This window comes from Croceimicrobium hydrocarbonivorans, assembly GCF_014524565.1.
Classification (GTDB): Bacteria; Bacteroidota; Bacteroidia; order Flavobacteriales; family Schleiferiaceae; genus Croceimicrobium; species Croceimicrobium hydrocarbonivorans.
In genome coordinates this window covers 471,195-491,196 of the sequence record NZ_CP060139.1, presented here as the reverse complement: position 1 = coordinate 491,196, position 20,002 = coordinate 471,195, and the positions used below count along the sequence as shown (strand labels likewise).

16 protein-coding genes are annotated in these 20,002 nt (G+C 44.9%); 7 read left to right on the top strand and 9 right to left on the bottom strand.

Annotated elements, in window-relative coordinates; genetic code table 11:
• Nucleotides 1-5: 5 nt before the first annotated feature.
• From H4K34_RS02310 to glmM, 3 genes are read right to left on the bottom strand one after another with little or no spacing between them, the layout of a single operon-like run.
• Nucleotides 6-1,142: a cysteine desulfurase family protein gene (locus H4K34_RS02310; RefSeq protein ID WP_210759225.1), complete on the bottom strand. Its 1,137-nt coding sequence runs from the start codon at nt 1,140-1,142 to the stop codon at nt 6-8.
• On the bottom strand, nt 1,142-2,641 hold the full coding sequence (locus H4K34_RS02305) for an aminotransferase class V-fold PLP-dependent enzyme (RefSeq protein ID WP_210759224.1): 1,500 nt from the start codon (nt 2,639-2,641) through the stop codon (nt 1,142-1,144). The genes H4K34_RS02310 and H4K34_RS02305 overlap by 1 nt, the downstream gene beginning before the upstream one ends.
• 5 nt (nt 2,642-2,646) lie before the next feature.
• Nucleotides 2,647-4,032 carry a phosphoglucosamine mutase gene (gene glmM / locus H4K34_RS02300; RefSeq protein WP_210759223.1) on the bottom strand — a complete coding sequence of 462 codons (1,386 nt, stop codon included), beginning with the start codon at nt 4,030-4,032 and terminating at the stop codon, nt 2,647-2,649.
• Nucleotides 4,033-4,345: 313 nt separating this feature from the next.
• On the opposite strand from glmM, the gene H4K34_RS02295 reads away from it, so the two are divergent.
• From H4K34_RS02295 to H4K34_RS02275, 5 genes are all read left to right on the top strand, one after another.
• Complete coding sequence (locus H4K34_RS02295) at nt 4,346-5,743, top strand: tetratricopeptide repeat protein (protein ID WP_210759222.1); 1,398 nt, start codon at nt 4,346-4,348, stop codon at nt 5,741-5,743.
• A gap of 33 nt (nt 5,744-5,776) precedes the next feature.
• Nucleotides 5,777-6,748 (top strand): DUF368 domain-containing protein, encoded by a 972-nt coding sequence (locus tag H4K34_RS02290; protein ID WP_210759221.1) that lies wholly within the window; start codon nt 5,777-5,779, stop codon nt 6,746-6,748.
• Entirely contained in the window at nt 6,748-7,476 is a 729-nt protein-coding gene (locus H4K34_RS02285; protein WP_210759220.1) for a shikimate dehydrogenase family protein, read from the top strand. Before H4K34_RS02290 ends, H4K34_RS02285 begins: the two co-directional genes overlap by 1 nt.
• A 95-nt stretch (nt 7,477-7,571) precedes the next feature.
• A complete protein-coding gene (locus tag H4K34_RS02280; RefSeq protein ID WP_210759219.1) occupies nt 7,572-9,680 on the top strand; it encodes a DUF349 domain-containing protein in 2,109 nt (702 codons plus the stop codon).
• 3 nt (nt 9,681-9,683) lie between these two features.
• On the top strand, nt 9,684-10,574 hold the full coding sequence (locus H4K34_RS02275) for a bile acid:sodium symporter family protein (RefSeq protein WP_210759218.1): 891 nt from the start codon (nt 9,684-9,686) through the stop codon (nt 10,572-10,574).
• On the opposite strand, the gene H4K34_RS02270 is transcribed toward H4K34_RS02275, so the two are convergent.
• Genes H4K34_RS02270 through H4K34_RS02255 form a run of 4 tightly spaced genes read right to left on the bottom strand, consistent with a single transcriptional unit; the run spans nt 10,575 to nt 12,408 of the window.
• Complete coding sequence (locus H4K34_RS02270) at nt 10,575-10,979, bottom strand: hypothetical protein (protein WP_210759217.1); 405 nt, start codon at nt 10,977-10,979, stop codon at nt 10,575-10,577.
• Between the two features lie 58 nt (nt 10,980-11,037).
• Nucleotides 11,038-11,502 carry a MarR family winged helix-turn-helix transcriptional regulator gene (locus H4K34_RS02265; RefSeq protein WP_210759216.1) on the bottom strand — a complete coding sequence of 155 codons (465 nt, stop codon included), beginning with the start codon at nt 11,500-11,502 and terminating at the stop codon, nt 11,038-11,040.
• Nucleotides 11,495-11,986, bottom strand: coding sequence for a glutathione peroxidase (locus tag H4K34_RS02260; RefSeq protein ID WP_210759215.1), 492 nt, complete (start codon nt 11,984-11,986; stop codon nt 11,495-11,497). Before H4K34_RS02260 ends, H4K34_RS02265 begins: the two co-directional genes overlap by 8 nt.
• A complete protein-coding gene (locus H4K34_RS02255) occupies nt 11,983-12,408 on the bottom strand; it encodes a DoxX family protein (protein WP_210759214.1) in 426 nt (141 codons plus the stop codon). Before H4K34_RS02255 ends, H4K34_RS02260 begins: the two co-directional genes overlap by 4 nt.
• Nucleotides 12,409-12,634: 226 nt before the next feature.
• On the opposite strand from H4K34_RS02255, the gene uvrB reads away from it, so the two are divergent.
• Nucleotides 12,635-14,653 carry an excinuclease ABC subunit UvrB gene (gene uvrB / locus H4K34_RS02250; RefSeq protein ID WP_210759213.1) on the top strand — a complete coding sequence of 673 codons (2,019 nt, stop codon included), beginning with the start codon at nt 12,635-12,637 and terminating at the stop codon, nt 14,651-14,653.
• Between the two features lie 34 nt (nt 14,654-14,687).
• Nucleotides 14,688-17,090 carry an outer membrane beta-barrel family protein gene (locus H4K34_RS02245; protein WP_210759212.1) on the top strand — a complete coding sequence of 801 codons (2,403 nt, stop codon included), beginning with the start codon at nt 14,688-14,690 and terminating at the stop codon, nt 17,088-17,090.
• Here H4K34_RS02245 and H4K34_RS02240 read toward each other — a convergent pair.
• Both H4K34_RS02240 and H4K34_RS02235 read right to left on the bottom strand, forming a co-directional pair.
• Nucleotides 17,087-19,012 (bottom strand): glycoside hydrolase family protein, encoded by a 1,926-nt coding sequence (locus tag H4K34_RS02240; protein ID WP_210759211.1) that lies wholly within the window; start codon nt 19,010-19,012, stop codon nt 17,087-17,089. The genes H4K34_RS02245 and H4K34_RS02240 overlap by 4 nt on opposite strands.
• 55 nt (nt 19,013-19,067) lie before the next feature.
• A complete protein-coding gene (locus H4K34_RS02235) occupies nt 19,068-20,000 on the bottom strand; it encodes a peptidylprolyl isomerase (protein WP_210760520.1) in 933 nt (310 codons plus the stop codon).
• Nucleotides 20,001-20,002: the final 2 nt, after the last annotated feature.

The following is a 20,002-nucleotide window of genomic DNA, read 5'->3' as shown; positions in this document are numbered from 1 at the left end:
AGCGCTTAAGCTTGTTTTAAATCGGCCATAATGGCCAGAGCCTCCTCAATATCTTGAGCAGTATTGTCTTTGCCAATGGAAAAGCGAACTACTGGATCGGTATGTTCGGGGTCCATGGCCGCAATAACATGCGATTTTTGCACGCTTCCTGATGAACAAGCGCTACCGCCAGAAACGGCTAATCCTTTTAAGTCGAGATTAAAGAGCAACATGCTGTCTTCCGAAAGTTCAGGGATACTTACGCTTAAAACGGTATATAGACTTTCTTCGGTGTCTGATAAGCCATTGGCATAAATCTTAGGGAATATTCCCTTTAGTCCTTGCCAAAGTTGGGTTTTAAGCGCTTCGATATGGGCACGCTCTTCCTCCAAACTCTGATAGGCTAAATCCAATGCTTTGGCTAATGCCCCCACTTGAACTATACTTTCCGTCCCACCACGTAAGCCACGTTCCTGAGCACCACCTGTTATAAATGAGCTTACTTTAACCCGACGATCGATATACAAGAATCCCACGCCTTTTGGGCCATAAAACTTATGGGCCGAAGCGGTGGCAAAGTCAACAGGCAGATCCTTCAGCGAAAGCGGAAAATGACCCACGGTTTGCACTGTATCACTGTGCAGCCAGGCGCCGTATTGCCGACAAAGATTCCCTGTCTTTTCTAAATCCAATAGGTTGCCGATTTCATTATTGCCATGCATTAAAGAAACCAGGGTAGGAGTAGAGTCGCTGCTTAATAGTTGCTCTAATTGCTCAAAGTCAATGCGCCCCTTGGGATCTACCTTCAGGAGAACGAGCTCGGCCTCAAAGGCTTGGGACCACTTTTCAGCCGCCTTTAGCACCGCATGATGTTCCAGTGGTGAGGTAATAATGCGCTTCACTTTTAAATCGCGTAAAGCCAAACTGATGGCTGCATTATCTCCCTCAGTTCCTCCAGAGCAAAAAACGATTTCCGCCGGAAGGCAATTGAGATTGCGGGCAATGCTTTTACGACTGGCCTCTAAAATTACTTTGGCCTTTCTGCCTTGACTATGCGTACTGGAGGGATTGCCATAGGCAGTATCCATCAGCTCCAGCATATATTCTTTTACCTCTTTCCTTAGAGGGGTAGAGGCCGCATTATCCAGATAAATTAATTCCATTAATGAAACCAATTGTTCACCAATTCGGTGCCGGTATCAGCACTTCCCAGGTGAATAAAGCGGTTGCTTCCTTTTTCGAAATGGTATTCTTTGGCGTATTCTTCCCAATTATTGGCAATATCTTCAATGGCATCGCAAATGAAAATAGCCTCTTCATCGGTTAAAGTAGGGTGTACGGAAAGGCGCACCCAACCTGGACGGAAGGAAATATCACCCCCTAAAACGATGTCCATGGTTTTACGACTGCTCTCTTTATCCAAATGCAAGAGGTAATGACCATAGGTCCCGGCACAGCTGCATCCACCACGAGTTTGAATGCCGTAAAGGTCATTTAGTAATTGCACCACCAAATTATAGTGCACCCCTTCCAAATAGAAAGACAGAGCGCCAATTCGTTCGCGGATATGACCGGCCAGAATTACCATGCCTTTCATTTTCTCCAAGCGATCGAAGATATAATTGAGCAATTCCTTTTCCCGGGCTTTGATGGCCTGCACAGAAATTTCGTCTTTCAATTGCATGGCAAAGGCGGCCTTTATGGTTTGCAAGAAACCGGGGGTGCCACCATCTTCGCGAGACTCAATATCCTCAATATAATAGCGTCCGCCCCAGGGGTCGGTCCATAAAACGGTACCCCCACCCGGATGATCGGGTACGCTATTGCGGTATAATTGCGAATTAAAGATTAAGACCCCGGGCGTACCAGGGCCTCCCAAAAACTTATGGGGCGAAAAGAAGATGGCATCTAAATGGGCGCCCTCTTCTGCGGGATGCATATCAATATCCACATAAGGACCCGAAGCGGCAAAGTCAACAAAACAATAGCCGCCGGCCGCATGCATTTTCTTAGCTACCTCCGTATAGGGAGTAAAAATGCCGGTAACATTACTACATGAAGTAATGCAGGCAATTTTATAAGGACGGTCTTTATACTGTTCCAGGAGTTGATCCAAGTGATCAAGGTCCATTAAACCCTCATCATTATAACCAACTATTACAAGGTCAACGATGGTTTCTAGCCAGGAAGTTTGATTGGAATGATGTTCCATGTGGCTGATAAAAACCACCGGACGAAATTGATCTTCAATTTCAAACTTCCCTTTAAACTGCTCTGGTAATTTTAAGCCTAAGATGCGTTGAAACTTAAGGACTGCCCCGGTCATCCCGGTACCGGTAGGAATTAAAACATCATCAGGATTAGCATTCACATGCTGCTTAATCACCAATTTGGCTTGATGATAAGCCTTAGTCATAATACTGCCGGTATAGGAGGTTTCGGTATGGGTATTGGCTACCATGGGCCCAATCTCCTCGAGCATTTTACGCTCTATGGGTTCATACAACCGGCCGCTGGCAATCCAATCGGCATAGAGTATTTTCTTGGGCCCGAAGGGACCTACAAATTCGGCATTATGACCTACGATGTTCTCGCGATAGCTATCGAAATGAGCTTCCCATTGGGTGCCCTCAATTTTTGGGGCCAGGGCCTTAGTTTCCATAGGCTTTAGATTAGTTCCTGTAATTCACTGATGAACCGAGTGGCCAGAGCCTCCGCTTTTTCTGGGCTTTTAGCCTCGGTATAAATACGGATAATCGGTTCGGTATTCGACTTACGTAAATGTACCCATTCTTCGGCGAAGTCGATTTTCACACCATCAATGGTGCTGAGTTCTTCATTTTGGTATTTGGCCTCAATTTTCTTTAGAAGGCCATCTACATCCATTCCAGCTTCTAACTGAATTTTATTCTTAGCCATATAATAGGCTGGGTAGCCGGCCTTGAGCTCGCTTAAGCTTTTGCCACAAGTGGCCAAATGACTTAAGATCATGGCAATACCTACCAGTGAATCGCGACCATAGTGGAGATCGGGAAGAATTACCCCTCCATTACCTTCACCACCTAAAAGGGCATTTACCTCTTTCATCTTGGTAACTACATTCACTTCACCTACCGCCGCAGCATAGTATTCCTGTCCACGAGATAAGGCCAAATCGCGCAAAGCACGAGAGCTGGATAAATTGCTCACCAAGGGACCTTGCTTATGTTGTAAGAGGAAGTCGGCGGCAGCCACCAAGGTATACTCCTCACCAAACATTTCTCCTTGATCATCGATTAAAGCTAAACGATCAACATCGGGATCTACAACGATCCCTAAATCACAGTTTTGCTCTTTTACCACCTTCATAATATCTCCCAAATGCTCTTTTAAAGGTTCAGGATTATGAGGGAATTGTCCAGTAGGCTCACAATATAATAGGGCAGGATTTTCAATACCTAGGGCCTTTAATAGAATCGGGATAGCAATACCGCCAGTAGAGCTAACAGCATCTACCGCTACTTTTAAACCCGAATTGCGAATGGCTTCTACATTAATATAAGGAAGGGCTAAAATCGCTTCTACATGCTTTTCAATTAAACCATCCTTAGCTTCTACACTGCCTAGGTCGTCTACTTCTACGAAATCGTAGTCTTCATTTTCGATCATCGAAAGTAATTCGGCACCATCAGCAGCGGAAATAAATTCTCCCTTATCATTAAGGAGTTTCAAGGCATTCCATTGCTTGGGATTGTGAGAGGCCGTGAGGATGATTCCGCCTTGAGCTTTTTCAAAAACCACCGCCATTTCTACCGTTGGCGTGGTCGATAAATCTAAATCAATAACGTCGATTCCAGTACCCACCAGGGTGTTTTGCACAATGCCCTGAATCATGGGTCCACTAGGGCGAGCATCGCGGCCAATCACCACTTTAAGAGATTTGCCGGGGTATTTTTTCTTTAACCAATGTCCGTAAGCCGCAGCAAATTCAGCTGCATCTAATGGACTTAAATTATCGCCTTTGGCACCTCCAATAGTACCACGTACGCCAGAAATAGATTTTATTAAGGTCATGAGGGGTTTCAATTTCGGGCAAATATAAGTTTAGTGCTCCGATGAACGGCTCTTTGGCAGGATTGGAATAATTGCAGAAGGAAACGGAAACCAGAGATAAGAAATTGGTCGATAGTGAGTTAAGAATAGTAGGGAAGAAGATGAGTCTTAAATCTTATCAACATTCTGTGCACAATGGAGAATGTTATTGGCTTTAAAGGTCTGATGAGTAAGGTTTTAGCTAATTAGTGTTCATTTCTTTGTGGATAAGCGGAAGGCGGACTCTACCTTTGCCCCAGCCAATTGGATAAATTTAAATATCCAATTCTCGCCTATGTTCGAAGACGAAAATGAAGATGATTTTTTTAACCTCCTCGATCTGATCGATGAGTTTAAAAGAATGGAGGCCGCAGGGCAATCTCGCTTTTATGATTTAGAGGAGTTTGAAGCGATCTCGGACTATTTTTACGAGACCGGCAAATCTCAAAAAGCCCTGGAGGTTTTAGAGATGGCCATTGATCAACATCCTTATGCTAGCTCATTGCAATTGAAGAAGGTGCAATATCTTACTTCTCTTGATAAAACGCGTGAGGCTAGCAAGGTTTTGAAAGAATTGGAAGGTCAGGTGCACGACTATTACGAGATGCACATGGCTCGCGCCGGATTGTATTCCAAAACCGGTAATCATCAAAAAGCCATAGAGCAATACCGACAGGCATTGGCTCACACTGAATTCCCTGAGGATGTATATCATCTCCTGGCTTTGGAATATCAATTAATTGGTGCCTATGATAAGGCCCTGCGTTATTTGAAGATGTCCCTAGCCTTATATCCGGAAGATGAAATCGCACTCTATAACCTTGCCCTTTGTTACGATCTTCTAGAAAGACCAGAACAAGGGATTGAGTATTTAGAGTCTTTTATTGATGAGAACCCTTATTCGGAAATTGCTTGGTATCACTTAGGTTTGATGCAATCTAAGATGGGGGATAATCTACAGGCCTTACGCTCTTTGGATTATGCCATTTTAATTGATGATTATTTCTCTGCTGCCTATTATGAAAAGGCGCGTATCCTGGAGCAAGAATTCCGCTATCAGGAAGCCGCGGAAACCTATCAGGCCACCTTCGAATACGATGGCGCCAGTGGATATGGTTATTATAAAACTGGTCTTTGCTATTTGCGATTGGGTAAAAATCAGCAGGCCGAGAAATACCTCAATAAGGCCATTCAGGAAGATGCCGAATTGGAGGAAGCCTATTATGAGCTGGCACTCCTTAAGGATGAGCAGAAACAATGGGCCGAAAGCTTATATCTGATCAATAAGGCCGTAGAACTAGATCCTGAAAATTGGGAATACCGCCATAGCAGTGCCATGATGCACCGCCGAGCGGGTAAGCTGGATGAAGCAGTTTTGATTTACACCAAGCTGATTGAAGATGAGTACTATAATGCCAGCACTTTCACTGAATATGCTCAATTGCTATTCGATATGTGTGAGTTCAAACAGGGCATGGATGTATTGTATCAGGCATTGGAATTGATTCCCGATTCCAGTCAGTTGCGTTACCAATTAGCCGGCTATTTATACACGATTGAGGAGCAGGACGAGGCGGAGATTTATTTGCAAAAAGCGATGGCACTCGATCCGGGCGGAAAGAGTTTTTTCCTGGCCTTATTCCCCTGGCTTAAAAAGAATCCTTCTGTACGACTTCTTTTAGGGCTGGATTAAGCGGCATTTCCTTTCTTTGCCAAAACTTCTGGAATGAATAAAGCACTCCTTTTTTTGAAAGGTTTGGCCATGGGCGCTGCGGATGTAGTACCCGGAGTAAGTGGAGGAACTATTGCCTTCATTACCGGTATTTACGAGGAGCTCATTGAGAGCATTAATCGCATTAATCTTGAAGCCCTTCGCATTCTTCGCAAAGAAGGTTTTGCCAAAGCTTGGGATTATATTAACGGCTGGTTTTTCGTTCCCCTCTTTTTAGGAATCGGAGTTTCGATAGTTTCTTTAGCAAAAGGTATTTCCTGGCTTTTGGAGAATCAACCGGTATTGCTTTGGAGCTTCTTTTTCGGATTGGTATTCGCCAGTATATTCTTTGTAGGTAAGCAGGTTAAGAAGTGGGGGCTTTCGCCCGGATTGGCCTTTGTGCTGGGAGCAGTAATTGCCTATATGATTACCATTTTACCAGCTTCTGGTTCTAATGATGCCCTTTGGTATATTTTCCTGAGTGGGAGTATTGCCATCTGTGCCATGATATTACCAGGGATTTCGGGCTCCTTTATTTTGGTTTTATTAGGAACTTATTCCATTGTTTTAAATGCCATTCACGAACGTGAATTCACCATTATTGCGGTTTTCGGAGCAGGAGCCGTTGTAGGCCTTCTTTCCTTTGCGCGCCTTCTTAAACTGATGTTCGCCAAGTATCATGACATGACCATCGCCCTTTTATCAGGTTTTTTGTTGGGGTCCTTGAATAAGATCTGGCCCTGGAAACAAGTGGAAGAGGTATTGATCAAGCATGCTGGTGAAGCCAATGAAGAGATAGTTCCTATTTTGGAGAAAACCGTAATGCCAAGCGATTTTAGTCGACCCATTCTGGAAGGCTCTGAGGTAATTGGTCAAACTGCGGCCGATCCTCAATTCTGGCCTGCCGTAGGCTTGGCAGTGGCGGGAGCGGTATTGATTTTCCTCTTAGAGAAATTTGGATCGGGACAAAGCAAAAAGGCGGCCTAATGCAATTTGGGCTCATCGGTAAAAGCTTGGTGCACAGTTTTTCAGCCGCTTATTTTCAAGCGAAATTCGAAAAGCTACACTTAAGCGATTATCGCTATCTCAATTGCGAATTGGCTTCGATAGATGAGCTCAGTAGCTTATTGGCGGATGGTCAATGGCAGGGCTTTAATGTGACCATTCCCTATAAAGAAGTTTGTATTCCTTTTTTAGCTGGGCTTTCGCCCGAAGCCCAAGCCATTGGAGCGGTAAACACTATAGTTCGCAAGGGCGAGGAATGGTGGGGACATAATACAGATCATCTTGGTTTTCGCCGGGCCTTGCAAGAAAGCTGGCCTCAAATGAAGCTGAAAAAAGCCCTGATATTAGGTAGCGGTGGAGCTTCCAAAGCGGTAATTTATGCCCTGGAGCAAATGGGAATAGCCAGCCAAATTGTGAGTCGTAATCCGGCCAAGGGACAAATCGATTATCAAGAGGCCCAGTCTAGGCTTCAGGAATTTCCCTTGATTATAAATACCAGTCCACTGGGTACTTTCCCTGATGTAGATGCCATGCCATCCTTAGAGCCTCAAGGTGATTTGAGTGGCCATTATTTCATGGATTTGATTTACAATCCGGAGGAGACTTTGTGGTTGCAAAAAGCCAGAGCTGCCGGAGCTGCGGTTTTGAATGGAAAATCCATGTTGGTTTATCAGGCGGAAGCCGCTTGGAAACTCTGGCAGGATCAATAAAAGGCATCGCTTGAAAGCTGCTTTTTTAAAATCTGCATTCTAGGCCTTGCCGCTTCGAAATTCCTGTATTTTTGTTCTCCCATTCACATAGCATTATGGACGATACACAGAACAACTTACCCCAAGGTGAGGAGCAAAAACCTGAAGAAAAAGATTTGCCTCAAAAACCCATTGAAATGGAAGAAGCTGCTGCTTCGGCCGAAGAGCCTGTAAAAGTAGAGGACGAAAATCCTCTGGCTGAAAGCGAAGTACAAGCTGAGAACCCATCGGCCCCCGAGCCGGAAACAACTACTGAAATAGAAGCAGAAACAGCTTCGGAAGAGGTAGAAGCGGATTCGGAAGTAGTGCTAAGTGATGAGGATCTTGAAAAGGACGATGATACCGCCGAAGTTCAAGGAGATGAAGACCATGAAGAGGAGCATCCCGATGAACTGGAAATGCCGGACTATGCGGAGTACAGTGCAGAAGATTTGGTGGGCGCCGCATTCAAATTATTGCGGGATCATCCTATCCAAAAGCTGAAGGATCATTTTGCCGCTATCCGTAAATATTTGATGAACGCCCTGAATGAAGAGCGCGCAGAGAAATTAGCGGAATTTGTGGAGCAAGGTGGTAATGAAATTGACTTCGAGTTCATTCAGCCATTAAGAGAGCAATTCCGCACTATTTATAGCGAATACCGTAATCGTCGTCGCAAATTTTACGAGGATTTAAGTGCCCAATTAGATCAAAACCTTTTGGTTAAGAAGAATCTGATTGAGCGTCTTAAAGAATTGGTGAATAAGGAAGAATCCATTGGTGAAACCTTTAAAGATTTCCGGGCAATTCAAGAAGAGTGGCGTAGTACCGGTCCCGTACCTCGTAATGAGAGTCGTGACCTATGGCGCACCTACCATTTCCACGTTGAGAATTTCTACGAGTACATTAAGATCAACAAGGAATTGCGCGATCTTGATTACAAGAAAAACAAAGAGCATAAAGAAGAGCTGGTGAAGAAAGCGCAAGCGATTCTGGAAGGCAATGACCTGCGCGAAGGCTTTAAGCAATTGCAGGAGCTGCATAAAGAATGGCGTCAGATTGGACCGGTAGAGCCAGAATTACGTGAAGAACTTTGGCAGCAGTTTTCTGGAATTACCCGCCAGATTCACGAAAAACGCGATGAGTACTTTAAAGAGCTTCGCAACAAGCGCGAAGAGCTTTTAGATGAAAAACGCAAATTGGTAGAGCAATTAAAGAATTTACCAAAGAAGCATAGCAAGCATCATGAATGGCAAAAGGCCATTAAAGAGGTTAACTCTATTCAGGATGCCTTTAAAAAGATTGGTCGCCTTAATGTAGCGGATAACGATACCGTTTGGGAGCAATTCCGCGATGGATTGCGCGATTTTAACCAAGCGAAGAATCAGTTTTATAAAGAGCTTAAGAAGGAGCACCACGATAATTTAGAGAAGAAGCGCAGCCTCCTGGCTCGTGCGGAAGACTTGAAGGACAGTGAAAACTGGCGCGATACAGCCAATGAGTTGAAGCGTATTCAAGCGGAATGGAAGAAGATCGGTCATGTTCCGAAAAGCGAAAGCGATAAAATTTGGAAGGAATTCCGTTCGGCTTGTAATCATTTCTTCGATCGCCTTACCGCCCATAATAAGGGTCGCGATGAGAAGTTTGAAGCCAATGCCGAGGAGCGTCAATCTTTCTTGGATGAACTGGAAAAATGGACTCCAGATCTTAGTGATAAGAAGGAAGCCATTAAAGCCATCAAGGCGAAGATTGGCGAATGGCGTAAAATGGGACCTTCTCCCAAGAAATTACGCAATGAGCTGGAAGGCCGATTCAATAAAGCGGTTGATGGATTCTTTAAGGCGATTGATTTGGATCGTCAAGAATCGCAGCGCATACGCTTCGAAAATAAGGTTGATAGCTTAGCGGCACAAGGAGAGCGTGAATTGCAAAGAGAGCGTGATTTCTTACGTCGCAAATTGGATGAGGCCAAGAAGGAATTGATTCAGTTAGAGAACAATTTAGGATTCTTTAGCAGCAGCAATCCAAATAGCCCAATCGTAAAAGAAGCAAGCAAGAATATTGACGCACAAAAAGCCAATGTGAGCTCCTTACAAGCTCAGTTGAAAATGCTGGGGCAGAAAATCAAATCTATGCGCGAGGAAGAGGAAAAGTCTTCGGAGGACGCGCAAGGTTCTGAAGACTAATAGGTGCAAAGTCTGGGCGGATACCTTATTCCAGGAGGCATAGCCTTCATAATGTTGGGTATTGGCCTGGGTCTTCGCTTTTCAGATTTCCGTAGAGTATTCCTAAGGCCGAAAGGTATTTTAGTGGGATTGGCCGGGCAGTTTTTTCTACTGCCTTTGGTGGCCTTTCTCATGGCTTGGGCGCTTCCCTTAGATCCTATGCACAAGGTAGGTCTGGTACTTATCGCCTCAGCTCCAGGAGGAACGGCCTCCAATTTGGTAACCCATATGTTGAAGGGGCGAGTAGCTCTATCGGTAAGCCTTACATCCTTTAATAGCTTTGGGATTTTAATCAGTATCCCGCTTTATCTCAATCTAGCGCTTACCTGGTTTTTGCATACCGAAACCGAAATCAGCATAGGCTTTATGGATACTTTTAAAGAGATCCTTTTTACGGTGGTATTACCGGTGGTACTGGGCGTTTTACTACATGAATACGGCCCCAGAGAATTTATTAAGCGATTGCAACAACCCCTGCGCTATATCCTGCCAATTATCCTCTTTTTGATTTTCAGCTATGCTTTATTTGCCGAAGATGGGGGTTCACAATCGGCGGCCTTTTTGGAGCATTTCTGGCTGTTTATTCCTCTCATCGCCTTTAATGTGGGAACCATGGTTATTGGCTTTTTCCTTTCGCGATGGTCAGGAATTAAGCATGATGGTTCCTATACCATAGCGGTGGAATTAGGCCTGCAAAATGCAGCTCTGGCCATCTTTATCGCCACCCAGGTTATTGGCAGGGCTGAAATTTCCCTGATCCCGGTGATGTATAGCAGCTTTAGCTTCTTTAGTACCTGGTTTATTGCCTGGCTCCTAAAGCACCGCCTCCACGAGCGTTTTGGAATAAGCCTCTAACTAACTTCCAAGTTTATAGCCAATCCAGGCCATAGGGATATAGGCCAGGATAAGATCCGTAGCATTAAACCATGCCGGAGAGGGGAGTTCGAATACCATCATTACGCCACCTACTAAGAAGAAAACTCCCATTAACATCGCTAAAGCCAATTTCTGGCGAACGGCAATTTTAGTACAAACAAATGCGGCCAATAAGGTCCCTAAGGCATGGGCCAAGAAAGGCATTAGGAAATGCTTAGGCTCAAAAAGGTGCATGCCTGCACTCAGGCCTTCTGCGGTACTATGGTCTACTCCTTCTGGAAAGGGGATTATGGTGCCGCTATAAACAACAATAAACATATTCAGTACACCACCTAAAAAGGCACCGGCGATTACAGCGATTACATTTCGTAGAATTGGATTCATAAGCTTCGTTTGGGAAACCCAAGATATCAATTTAGGAAATGGCTTCTGTGAAGAATTTCTACTTCATGCTGTTCACTTGTCCTTCTAAGCTGTCTACCAATTTGAAAAGGCTTTGTTGAAAGTCCTTAAGAGCCTTGGCATCAATCTCCGAGCTTTGGAAGCTCGACCAGATTTTACCGGGAATCTCCAGAGCAGGCTTATGCAAGTCCTTTCCTTTTTGGGCTAAGCGGATTTTTACACTGCGCTCATCACTTTGAGATCTTTCCCGATGAATGATGCCCTTGGCTTCCAAACGCTTTAAGAGGGGAGTAAGGGTATTGGTTTCCAAATGCAATTCTTTGGAAATTTCATTGACACTGCGTTCATCCTTCTCCCATAAAACCAACATCACCAAATACTGGGGATAGGTTAAATCCAGCTCCTGTAAATGGGGCGCATAGATTTTGGTGGTCATGCGAGAAGCTGCATAGAGTGGAAAGCACAATTGATTGCGCAGAAAGAGCAATTCTTCCGGATTAGGCATGACCAAGGCTTTTCTGAATATCCTCTTCCATACTCAAAGGTTCGGTAGTAGGCGCAAAGCGCTTTACGGGATTCCCTTCGGCATCAATTAAGAACTTGGTGAAATTCCATTTGATGGCATTGGTTAGGGTGCCAGGCAAGGCCTTTTTTAAATGTTTAAAAAGAGGATGGGCGTTTTTACCGTTTACATCCACCTTGGCAAACATAGGGAAGCTCACCCCGTAATTTACCGAGCAAAATTCTTCAATGTCGGCGCTGCTGCCTGGTTCTTGACCGGCGAATTGATTGCAGGGAAAACCTAAAATCTCCAGACCTTGAGAATGGTATTTCTGATAAAGTTCTTCCAGACCTTCATACTGCGGAGTAAGCCCGCATTTGCTGGCCGTATTTACGATGAGGAGGGTTTTACCCTGATAGTTTTCCAAACTAATTTTTTCGCCTTTTAAGGTTTCGGCTTCGAATTGATAAATGCTGGAATTGCTCATGATTGTTTTTTAGATTTTAGTTTTTTCAAATAAGGAAATGCCCCGCTGGACCAAAGGGCCCAAAGGATAAGTACGGGTTGAAAGAATAAGCGAATCAAACGTTTTTGATCCGTATCCAAGCCGAAGGCATCAATGCCATTGGTATACTGTGAAATATTACCGGGGTAAATCAGAATATAGAAAATGGCCAGGGCAATGCCCACTTTGGCTTTTTGCTTAATCCAGAAAATCAAGGCCAGACCTAAACTGATTTCTACCACTCCGGAAGCCAGCACCACGAAATCCATAAAAGCGGGATCCGTAGGTAACCAGCGCGGAACCTGGGCTAAAAATTCTTCTCGCTGAAAGCTGAGGTGACCAATTCCCGCAAAGGTCATGGCGGCTCCTAATAGTATTCTAAAGATATTTTGAAGGTATCGCATTTTAAATCGTTTAAGATTATATCGTGCACGACGCAAATGTAATGGGAATTTAGATCTTCACAAAAAGATTGGCTATTTTTCCTTTGGAGGGCAGAAGGATAACTGTATTGGGTTCAATTCTACTGATTGATTTTCAATGAACTTAGACTTTGTTTTTGATTCTTATTTAACAGGATTGCTTACTAATTAGCGATTGAAATGCTTTTACAATACCTAATTTCGCGGCATGGCACAAGAATTCGAAATTCAATCGGAATACAGTCCTACCGGAGATCAACCGCAGGCGATAAAGGAACTGGCCGCTGGGCTGGTAGAAGGGGAGCGTTATCAAACCCTATTAGGGGTAACAGGATCGGGTAAGACTTTTACCGTTGCCAATGTGATCAAGGAGATTCAAAAGCCCACTCTGGTTTTAAGTCATAACAAAACCTTGGCCGCTCAGCTGTACTCGGAATTCAAGCAGTTTTTTCCGAATAATGCGGTGGAGTACTTTGTTTCCTACTACGATTATTATCAACCAGAAGCCTATATCCCTACTACCGGAACCTATATTGAGAAGGATCTCAGTATTAATGATGAAATTGAAAAACTACGGCTTTCGACCACTTCAGCCTTATTGTCGGGTCGTCGTGATGTATTGGTAGTAGCTTCGGTTTCTTGCTTATATGGTATTGGTAACCCTGAATCCTTCAACCAGCAGGTAATTGAGATTGAAGTGGGGCAGGTGATCGCGCGCAATAAGCTTTTATATGCCTTTGTAAATGCCCTTTATAATCGTACCGCTGCTGAGTTTACGCGTGGTAGCTTCCGCGTGAAGGGCGATACTGTAGATATTTTCCCAGCTTATGCCGATACTGCCTTCCGCATTCATTTCTGGGGGGATGAGATAGAGCGCATTGAACGCTTCGATCCTTCCAATCGCGAAGTTTTGGAAACCTTTGAGCAGGTGCGCATTTTCCCAGCCAACATCTTTGTGACCGGCAAAGAGTCCTTGCAAAAGGCTATTCATCAAATTCAGGATGATATGGTGGCGCAGGTGGATTTCTTCAATAAACAAGGTCGACCTTTGGAAGCAAAGCGATTGCAGGAAAGAACGGAATTTGATTTGGAGATGATTCGCGAGCTGGGCTACTGCTCCGGTATAGAGAACTACTCACGCTATTTGGACGGCCGTGCTCCAGGCACTCGTCCTTTCTGCCTTTTAGATTATTTTCCGGATGATTATCTGATGGTCATCGACGAAAGTCATGTTACCGTTTCGCAGGTGCGCGCCATGTACGGTGGTGACCGATCCCGGAAGGAAAATCTGGTAGAATATGGTTTCCGCTTACCGGCGGCTATGGATAACCGACCATTGACTTTCGACGAATTTGAAAGTCTGCAAAACCAGGTTATCTATGTAAGTGCTACTCCCGCCGACTATGAACTTGAGAAAAGTCAGGGGGTAGTAGTAGAGCAGTTAATTCGCCCTACTGGCTTATTGGATCCTCGCATTGAAGTGCGTCCGGTGCAAAATCAGGTCGATGATTTGATGGAGGAAATTAATAAACGCACGGAACTGGATGAGCGTGTTTTGGTAACTACCCTTACTAAGCGAATGGCGGAGGAATTAACAAAATATCTCACGCGATATGGGGTGCGTTGCCGTTATGTGCATTCGGATGTGGATACTCTTGAAAGGGTAGAGATTATGCGCGATTTACGCCTTGGGCTTTTTGATGTATTGATTGGCGTGAACCTCCTTCGTGAAGGATTGGATTTACCGGAAGTTAGCTTGGTAGCTATTTTAGATGCAGATAAAGAAGGTTTCCTGAGAGCCGAAAGATCACTAGTACAAACCGTGGGTCGGGCTGCTCGAAATGTGAATGGCTTAGCGATTATGTATGCGGATAAGATGACCGATAGTATGCAACGCACCATTGATGAAACCAATCGTCGTCGCGCTATTCAGCATCAATACAATGAAGATCATGGCTTGAAGCCTACCGCTTTGAAAAAGTCTACCGATTCTATTTTACCCGGTTCCAAGAAGGATCATAATCCCTACCGCAGCAATTTGGTTGTACCAAAGGCAGCAGAGGAAAATGCCGTTTACCATTCGCGAGAAGATATGCGGAAAGGCGTAGATAAGATTCGCCGCAAAATGGAAACCGCTGCCAAATCCCTGGACTTTATTGAAGCCGCTGCCCTTCGTGATGAGATGGTAGCCCTGGAAGAACGCATGGAAAAGGAATTCCCTGCTTAATGAACAATTGCGGTTAAAAACCGATTCTTAGCATATGCGAAAACTACTCTGCAGTCTGACCTTGATTTTAGGATCAATGAGCTCGCTTTGGTCCCAAATTGAAGGCCGGGTTATTGGCCCAGACCAAGAAGGCTTACCACTAGCTAATGTGGTACTTTATCAAAACCGTGAGATTATTGAAGGATTATCCACTGATATGGATGGCCGATTTAGCCTGTCCGCCACAGCGGGTGCCTATAAATTGCATTTCACTTATGTCGGCATGCAACCTGATTCAATAGACATCAGGGTACCGGCATCTGGTCAATTGAACTTGGGAACGATTGAACTGAAATCTGCCGCTTCGGTATTTGAGGAAGTTGAAGTAGTAGCTCAATCCAAAATGATGGAGTTTGAGCAGGACAAGCGCGTTTTTAATGTGGCTAAGGATTTGACTTCCGTAGGCAGTAATGCTTCTGATATCCTGAATAATCTACCATCTGTAACGGTGGATGTAGAAGGTAATGTGGCCTTGCGCGGTTCCAATAATGTGCGTATTCTCATTAATGGTAAGCCCAGTGGCTTAATTGGTTCCGATCCCGCCTCAGCCCTAAGGCAATTGCAAGGAAATACCATTGAGAAGATTGAGGTGATAACCAATCCCTCCGCGCGTTATGATGCGGAAGGAGAAGCAGGTATCATCAATATCATCTTGAAAAAGCAAGATCAGAAAGGCTTTAATGGCAGTTTCGATTTAAGTGGCGGTTATCCCGAATTATATGGCGCAGGTGCCACCATGAATTACCGCCAGAATCGCTTGAATTTCTTCACCAATATTAGCTTTAACCAGCGTCGCTCTCCGGGTGGTGGGCGCTCAGATCAAAAGTTCTTTTTAGCGGATACCAGCTATTCCTTTAGTCGCGATCGCTATCAAAGTCGCGGGGGCTATGATTTTAATTTCCGGGCTGGGATGGACTATTATCTTAGTGAAAATCAAACTTTAACGGGTTCCTTTTTATACAGCCCCAGTCGAGATCAAAACTATGTAGATCTGGAATTTGTAGATCGCGATATCAATAATGCTATTGTCCGTGAAGTAAATCGCCATGATGCGGAAACGGAAACCGAAGAAGTGGTGGAAGGCAATCTATCCTGGCAGAAGACCTTTGGCAATAATAAGGATCACAAATGGACGGCAGACTTCCGATACAGCTTGGAAGACGATCGGGAGAACTCGCGGATTGAGCAAGATACATTGGGTCGTCCGGGTACATTTTTACAGCAGGTAGCAAACCTCGAATACCAGCGCAGTACCTTGTTTCAAACCGATTATATTCATCCATTAGGGGAGAAGAGGAGTTATGAATTGGGAGCGCGCTCTACCCTGCGTGAAATTGAAAACGATTATGAATTAAGTGATCGCGCCGATGATGGCACCTATATCCCGGATCCGGAATTTGACAGTCGTTTCTTGTTTACCGAGAATGTTTACGCGGCTTATGGGATTTACAATGGGGCCTATCAAAAGAAGATTACGTATCAATTAGGCTTACGGGCTGAGATTACGGACTTAACTACCGAGGTGGGTTATGGCGATAGTGTCAACCGACGCAATTATGCCAATCTCTTTCCCAGTGCCTTTTTTACCTATTCCTTCAGTCCCTTATCGGATTTGCAATTGAGCTATAGTCGCAGGATCAGCAGACCGGGATTCCGTACCCTGGCCCCTTTCTTTGGCTTTAGCGATAACCGTAATTTCTTCTCCGGTAACCCCAATGTGAACCCCGAATTTACCGATAGCTATGAAGCCGGCTATGTGCGCTATTTCGAGAAAGGTAGTTTGTACAGTGGTCTTTATTACCGACATCGTACCGGAGTTATTGAACGCATCACCTTGGTCGAAGAGCGCGATGGTCAGGAGTTTACTCGCTTTTTTCCAATCAATTTGGCGGTACAGGATGCCTATGGAATGGAATTCAATTTTCAGTATAATCTGGCCAAATGGTATGAAGTAAATGCCAACTTGAACCTCTTCTATACGCAATTAGTGGGTTCTTACGAGGGGACCGACTTTGGAGCCGATAATGCCTCCAGCAGTGGGCGTTTGGTAAACCGATTTAAGTTTTGGGATAGCGATTTACAGGTGAGCTTCAATATGGACGGACCTAGCCAGAATGCTCAAACCCGTCGTTTGGGGATTTATACTTTTGACTTGGCCTGGACTAAGGATTTCATGAAAGGCAATGCTACGGTAACCCTAGCGGTGCGCGATCTCTTTAATAACCGGGTACGTAGATATTATACTTCGGGGCCGATTGCCTCCGGTGGCTATTTCGATACTTTCGGAACCTTCCAATGGCGTCAGCGTCAGATTACCCTAAATTTTAGTTATCGCATTAATCAGCGTAAATCCCGTCGCCCGGAAGGCAGAGGCGAAATGGAAGGTGGAGATTTTTAATCGTAAATCAGAATTACCGGACTGTTGTTTACTTCAAATCCCTGACTAAGATTGAACTCTTCGGCTTCAATTGAACTGGCATCGGAAGGTAAGCGATAAACCTTGCTGGGTGTTCGCTTTTCATTGAGGAAGTACAATTCTTTGTAAGTCGATTTTCGTCCATCCGATTTTACCCAGAGTACATAAGCTCTTTGCCCGGTTTCGCGATGACGATAGCGGAAGATGTGCAATTCCTTTAAGTCGGGCTGTTCCTGCTCTACAAAGACAAAATCACCCATGATTTGCTTGAGGGCCTTCAGCTTATAAAAGGAGGGCTTTGGCCGATGTTTATTCCACTTTTCCGCCGTAAGGCCACTGCTCATATACTTATTGGGATTGGGCGCATTTACATCGCGAAGCATATAAATAAAGGCCCCATCTATTCCTGAAGCATGGGCCAGCAGCATGGAGCGGACCAAATAATTGGCTTGCGCCGCCAAGACCTCTAATGAATCATCGTGGGCCGGCGCCTGAATGGAACGGGGATTGGTATCGTAACCAAATTCGGAAAGGAAAATTCTTTGGGCTGGCAGATTGGCGTTTCGGTATTGCACTAGGGCTTCCAGTCTTTGTTTTAAATGGTCATCTTCGGGAGGAATACCATGATCGGCCCGGTCATCCTGACCACCGGCATCATTACTGTAATGATGAAAATTGAGGACATCAGCGGGGAAATTGCCTTTGGGTCGACGATATAGGGCCCAGAGGCGAATGGCTTCAACATAATTAGTGTCTAATCCAGCCAAACCGCCCATCACAAAGTCCAGATTGGGATCGGCTTTCTTTAATCCATAGAGAGGTCCCAAGGTACCGGCATGTCCGTCGAAATCGGCGCTTAGCATAGCTGCATATTCGAAGGGATGAAAATAACCCTCGCGACCGCGCCACCATTTATCGGGTTCATTCCAGCTTTCCAGTCCGGCGATGAGCTTTAAACCTGATTTTTGAGCTTGGCCTTTAGCCAGGTTCAGGGTTTTAGATTCATGCGTCTGACCGCCATAACGAGCCGCATATTGCCATACAAAAGCCGCATGATGCCGATAGGCTTGGGGATCATCCGCGGCGAAATTGGGATCTTGAGGTTTATGATCAAATTCAGAGGCTAACCAAGGGGGGCTACCTTGTAAGCAGGGATAGCTTTGTAAACCACGTTTTTTAAGATCGGTATAGTATTGATCAAAATCCCAATAGCCGGCGGTGGCCGGAGCAAAGCGAATGCCTTCCATCTGAATTTGACCAGCTTTTAGTCCTTCAGGATAATGCCAATCCCAATTGTGGTATTCACGTACTAAGCCGGCTACGGCTTCTACCTTGGATCCGGGATCATCAATAAAAGCATTGATACCCAAAAACTCATCTAAAGTAAGGGGAGAGCGCAATTGCCGATTTTTTAAGGACTGTTTTAGGGGCGCCAGTCTTTCGCCATAGAAATACATTTCGCCAATCTCTGCTTGCGGTCCCTTAAAGCGCAGTAGGATTAATTCAGACTGGCCTTTTAATTCGAAGCTACGCCAGGTCTCATAGCGATCGGTACTCTGCTTTAAGACTAAATTCCATTCAGCAGGATTTCCCAGGTAAATTTCAAAGCTGTCTTTGCCGGCACCATCGTAGAAACGCACTGAATCGAGGCGGTAGTTTCCATCCAGTTTAATCAAAAACTCCTGTGGTTGATAGAGCTTTTGATAGGTGGGGTGAAAGCGTCGATGCGGTTTTAGATTGGCTTTTCCTTTCTGATCAAATAATCTGGGACCTTCATCAAAAAGGCCCATTTGTCGCTCCTGTCCCGTCAATTGAACGATATGTTTTTCTTGAATGGCGATCCATTGACCCTGGGCCGGACAGCAAGTGCTAAAAACGGAGAGAAGGAGCAGGAGGTATTTCATGTAACTAAGATGCGAAAAGCTATAAAAAAAGCGAACCCGAAGGTTCGCTTTAAATTTATTGAGCGCTTACAAGCTCTACATCAAATATTAGCCAGGCATTTGGAGGAATTACTCCACCTGCGCCTGAGGCGCCATAGCCCATGTCGGGGGGAATAATTAAGGTGGCTTTGCTGCCCACACTTAATAATTGGATTCCCAAATCCCATCCGGGAATAACGCGACCTACACCTACCGGGAAGCTAATAGGTTCCCCGCGTTGATGTGAATTATCGAATACGGTGCCATCGGTTAAGCGACCTTCATAATGCACTGCTACCGTCTGACCTTTTTGAGGCTTATCGCCTGATCCTTCGGAGGTGATTTTATAGAAAAGACCACTAACGGTTTTCTCAAAACCTTCGGTTAATTGGGCCATTTTAGCTTCTTCAGCCTTACGAGCAGCGGCGGCAATTTCATCTTGCTTAGCCATCCACTCGCTAAATACGGCGGCAGCATCCCAAGCCTCAGCTTCAGCTCCATGACGGAGAATTTCCACCTTATCCATAGTGTCGCCTTGCTTAATGGCATTCACTACTTCCAAGCCTTCTACTACGGAACCGAATACAGTGTGTTTTCCATCCAACCAAGGAGTAGCTCCGTGGGTAATGAAAAACTGAGAGCCATTGGTCCCAGGACCAGCATTGGCCATGCTTAAAATACCGGGGCGATCGTGGATTAATTCGGGATGAATCTCATCTACAAATTTATAACCTGGACCTCCGGCACCACTGCCAGTAGGGTCACCACCTTGAATCATGAAATCAGCGATTACGCGGTGAAAGCTTAAGCCATCGTAATAGGGCTCGTCTTTTCCTTTGGCGCTGTTTTCAATTTTACCTTCCGCCAATCCTACAAAATTGGCAACTGTGAGTGGAGTTTTTTCATGTTCCAGCTTTAAGGTAATACTACCTCTGGGGGTGCTGAAACGGGCATAAATACCGTCTTGCATCA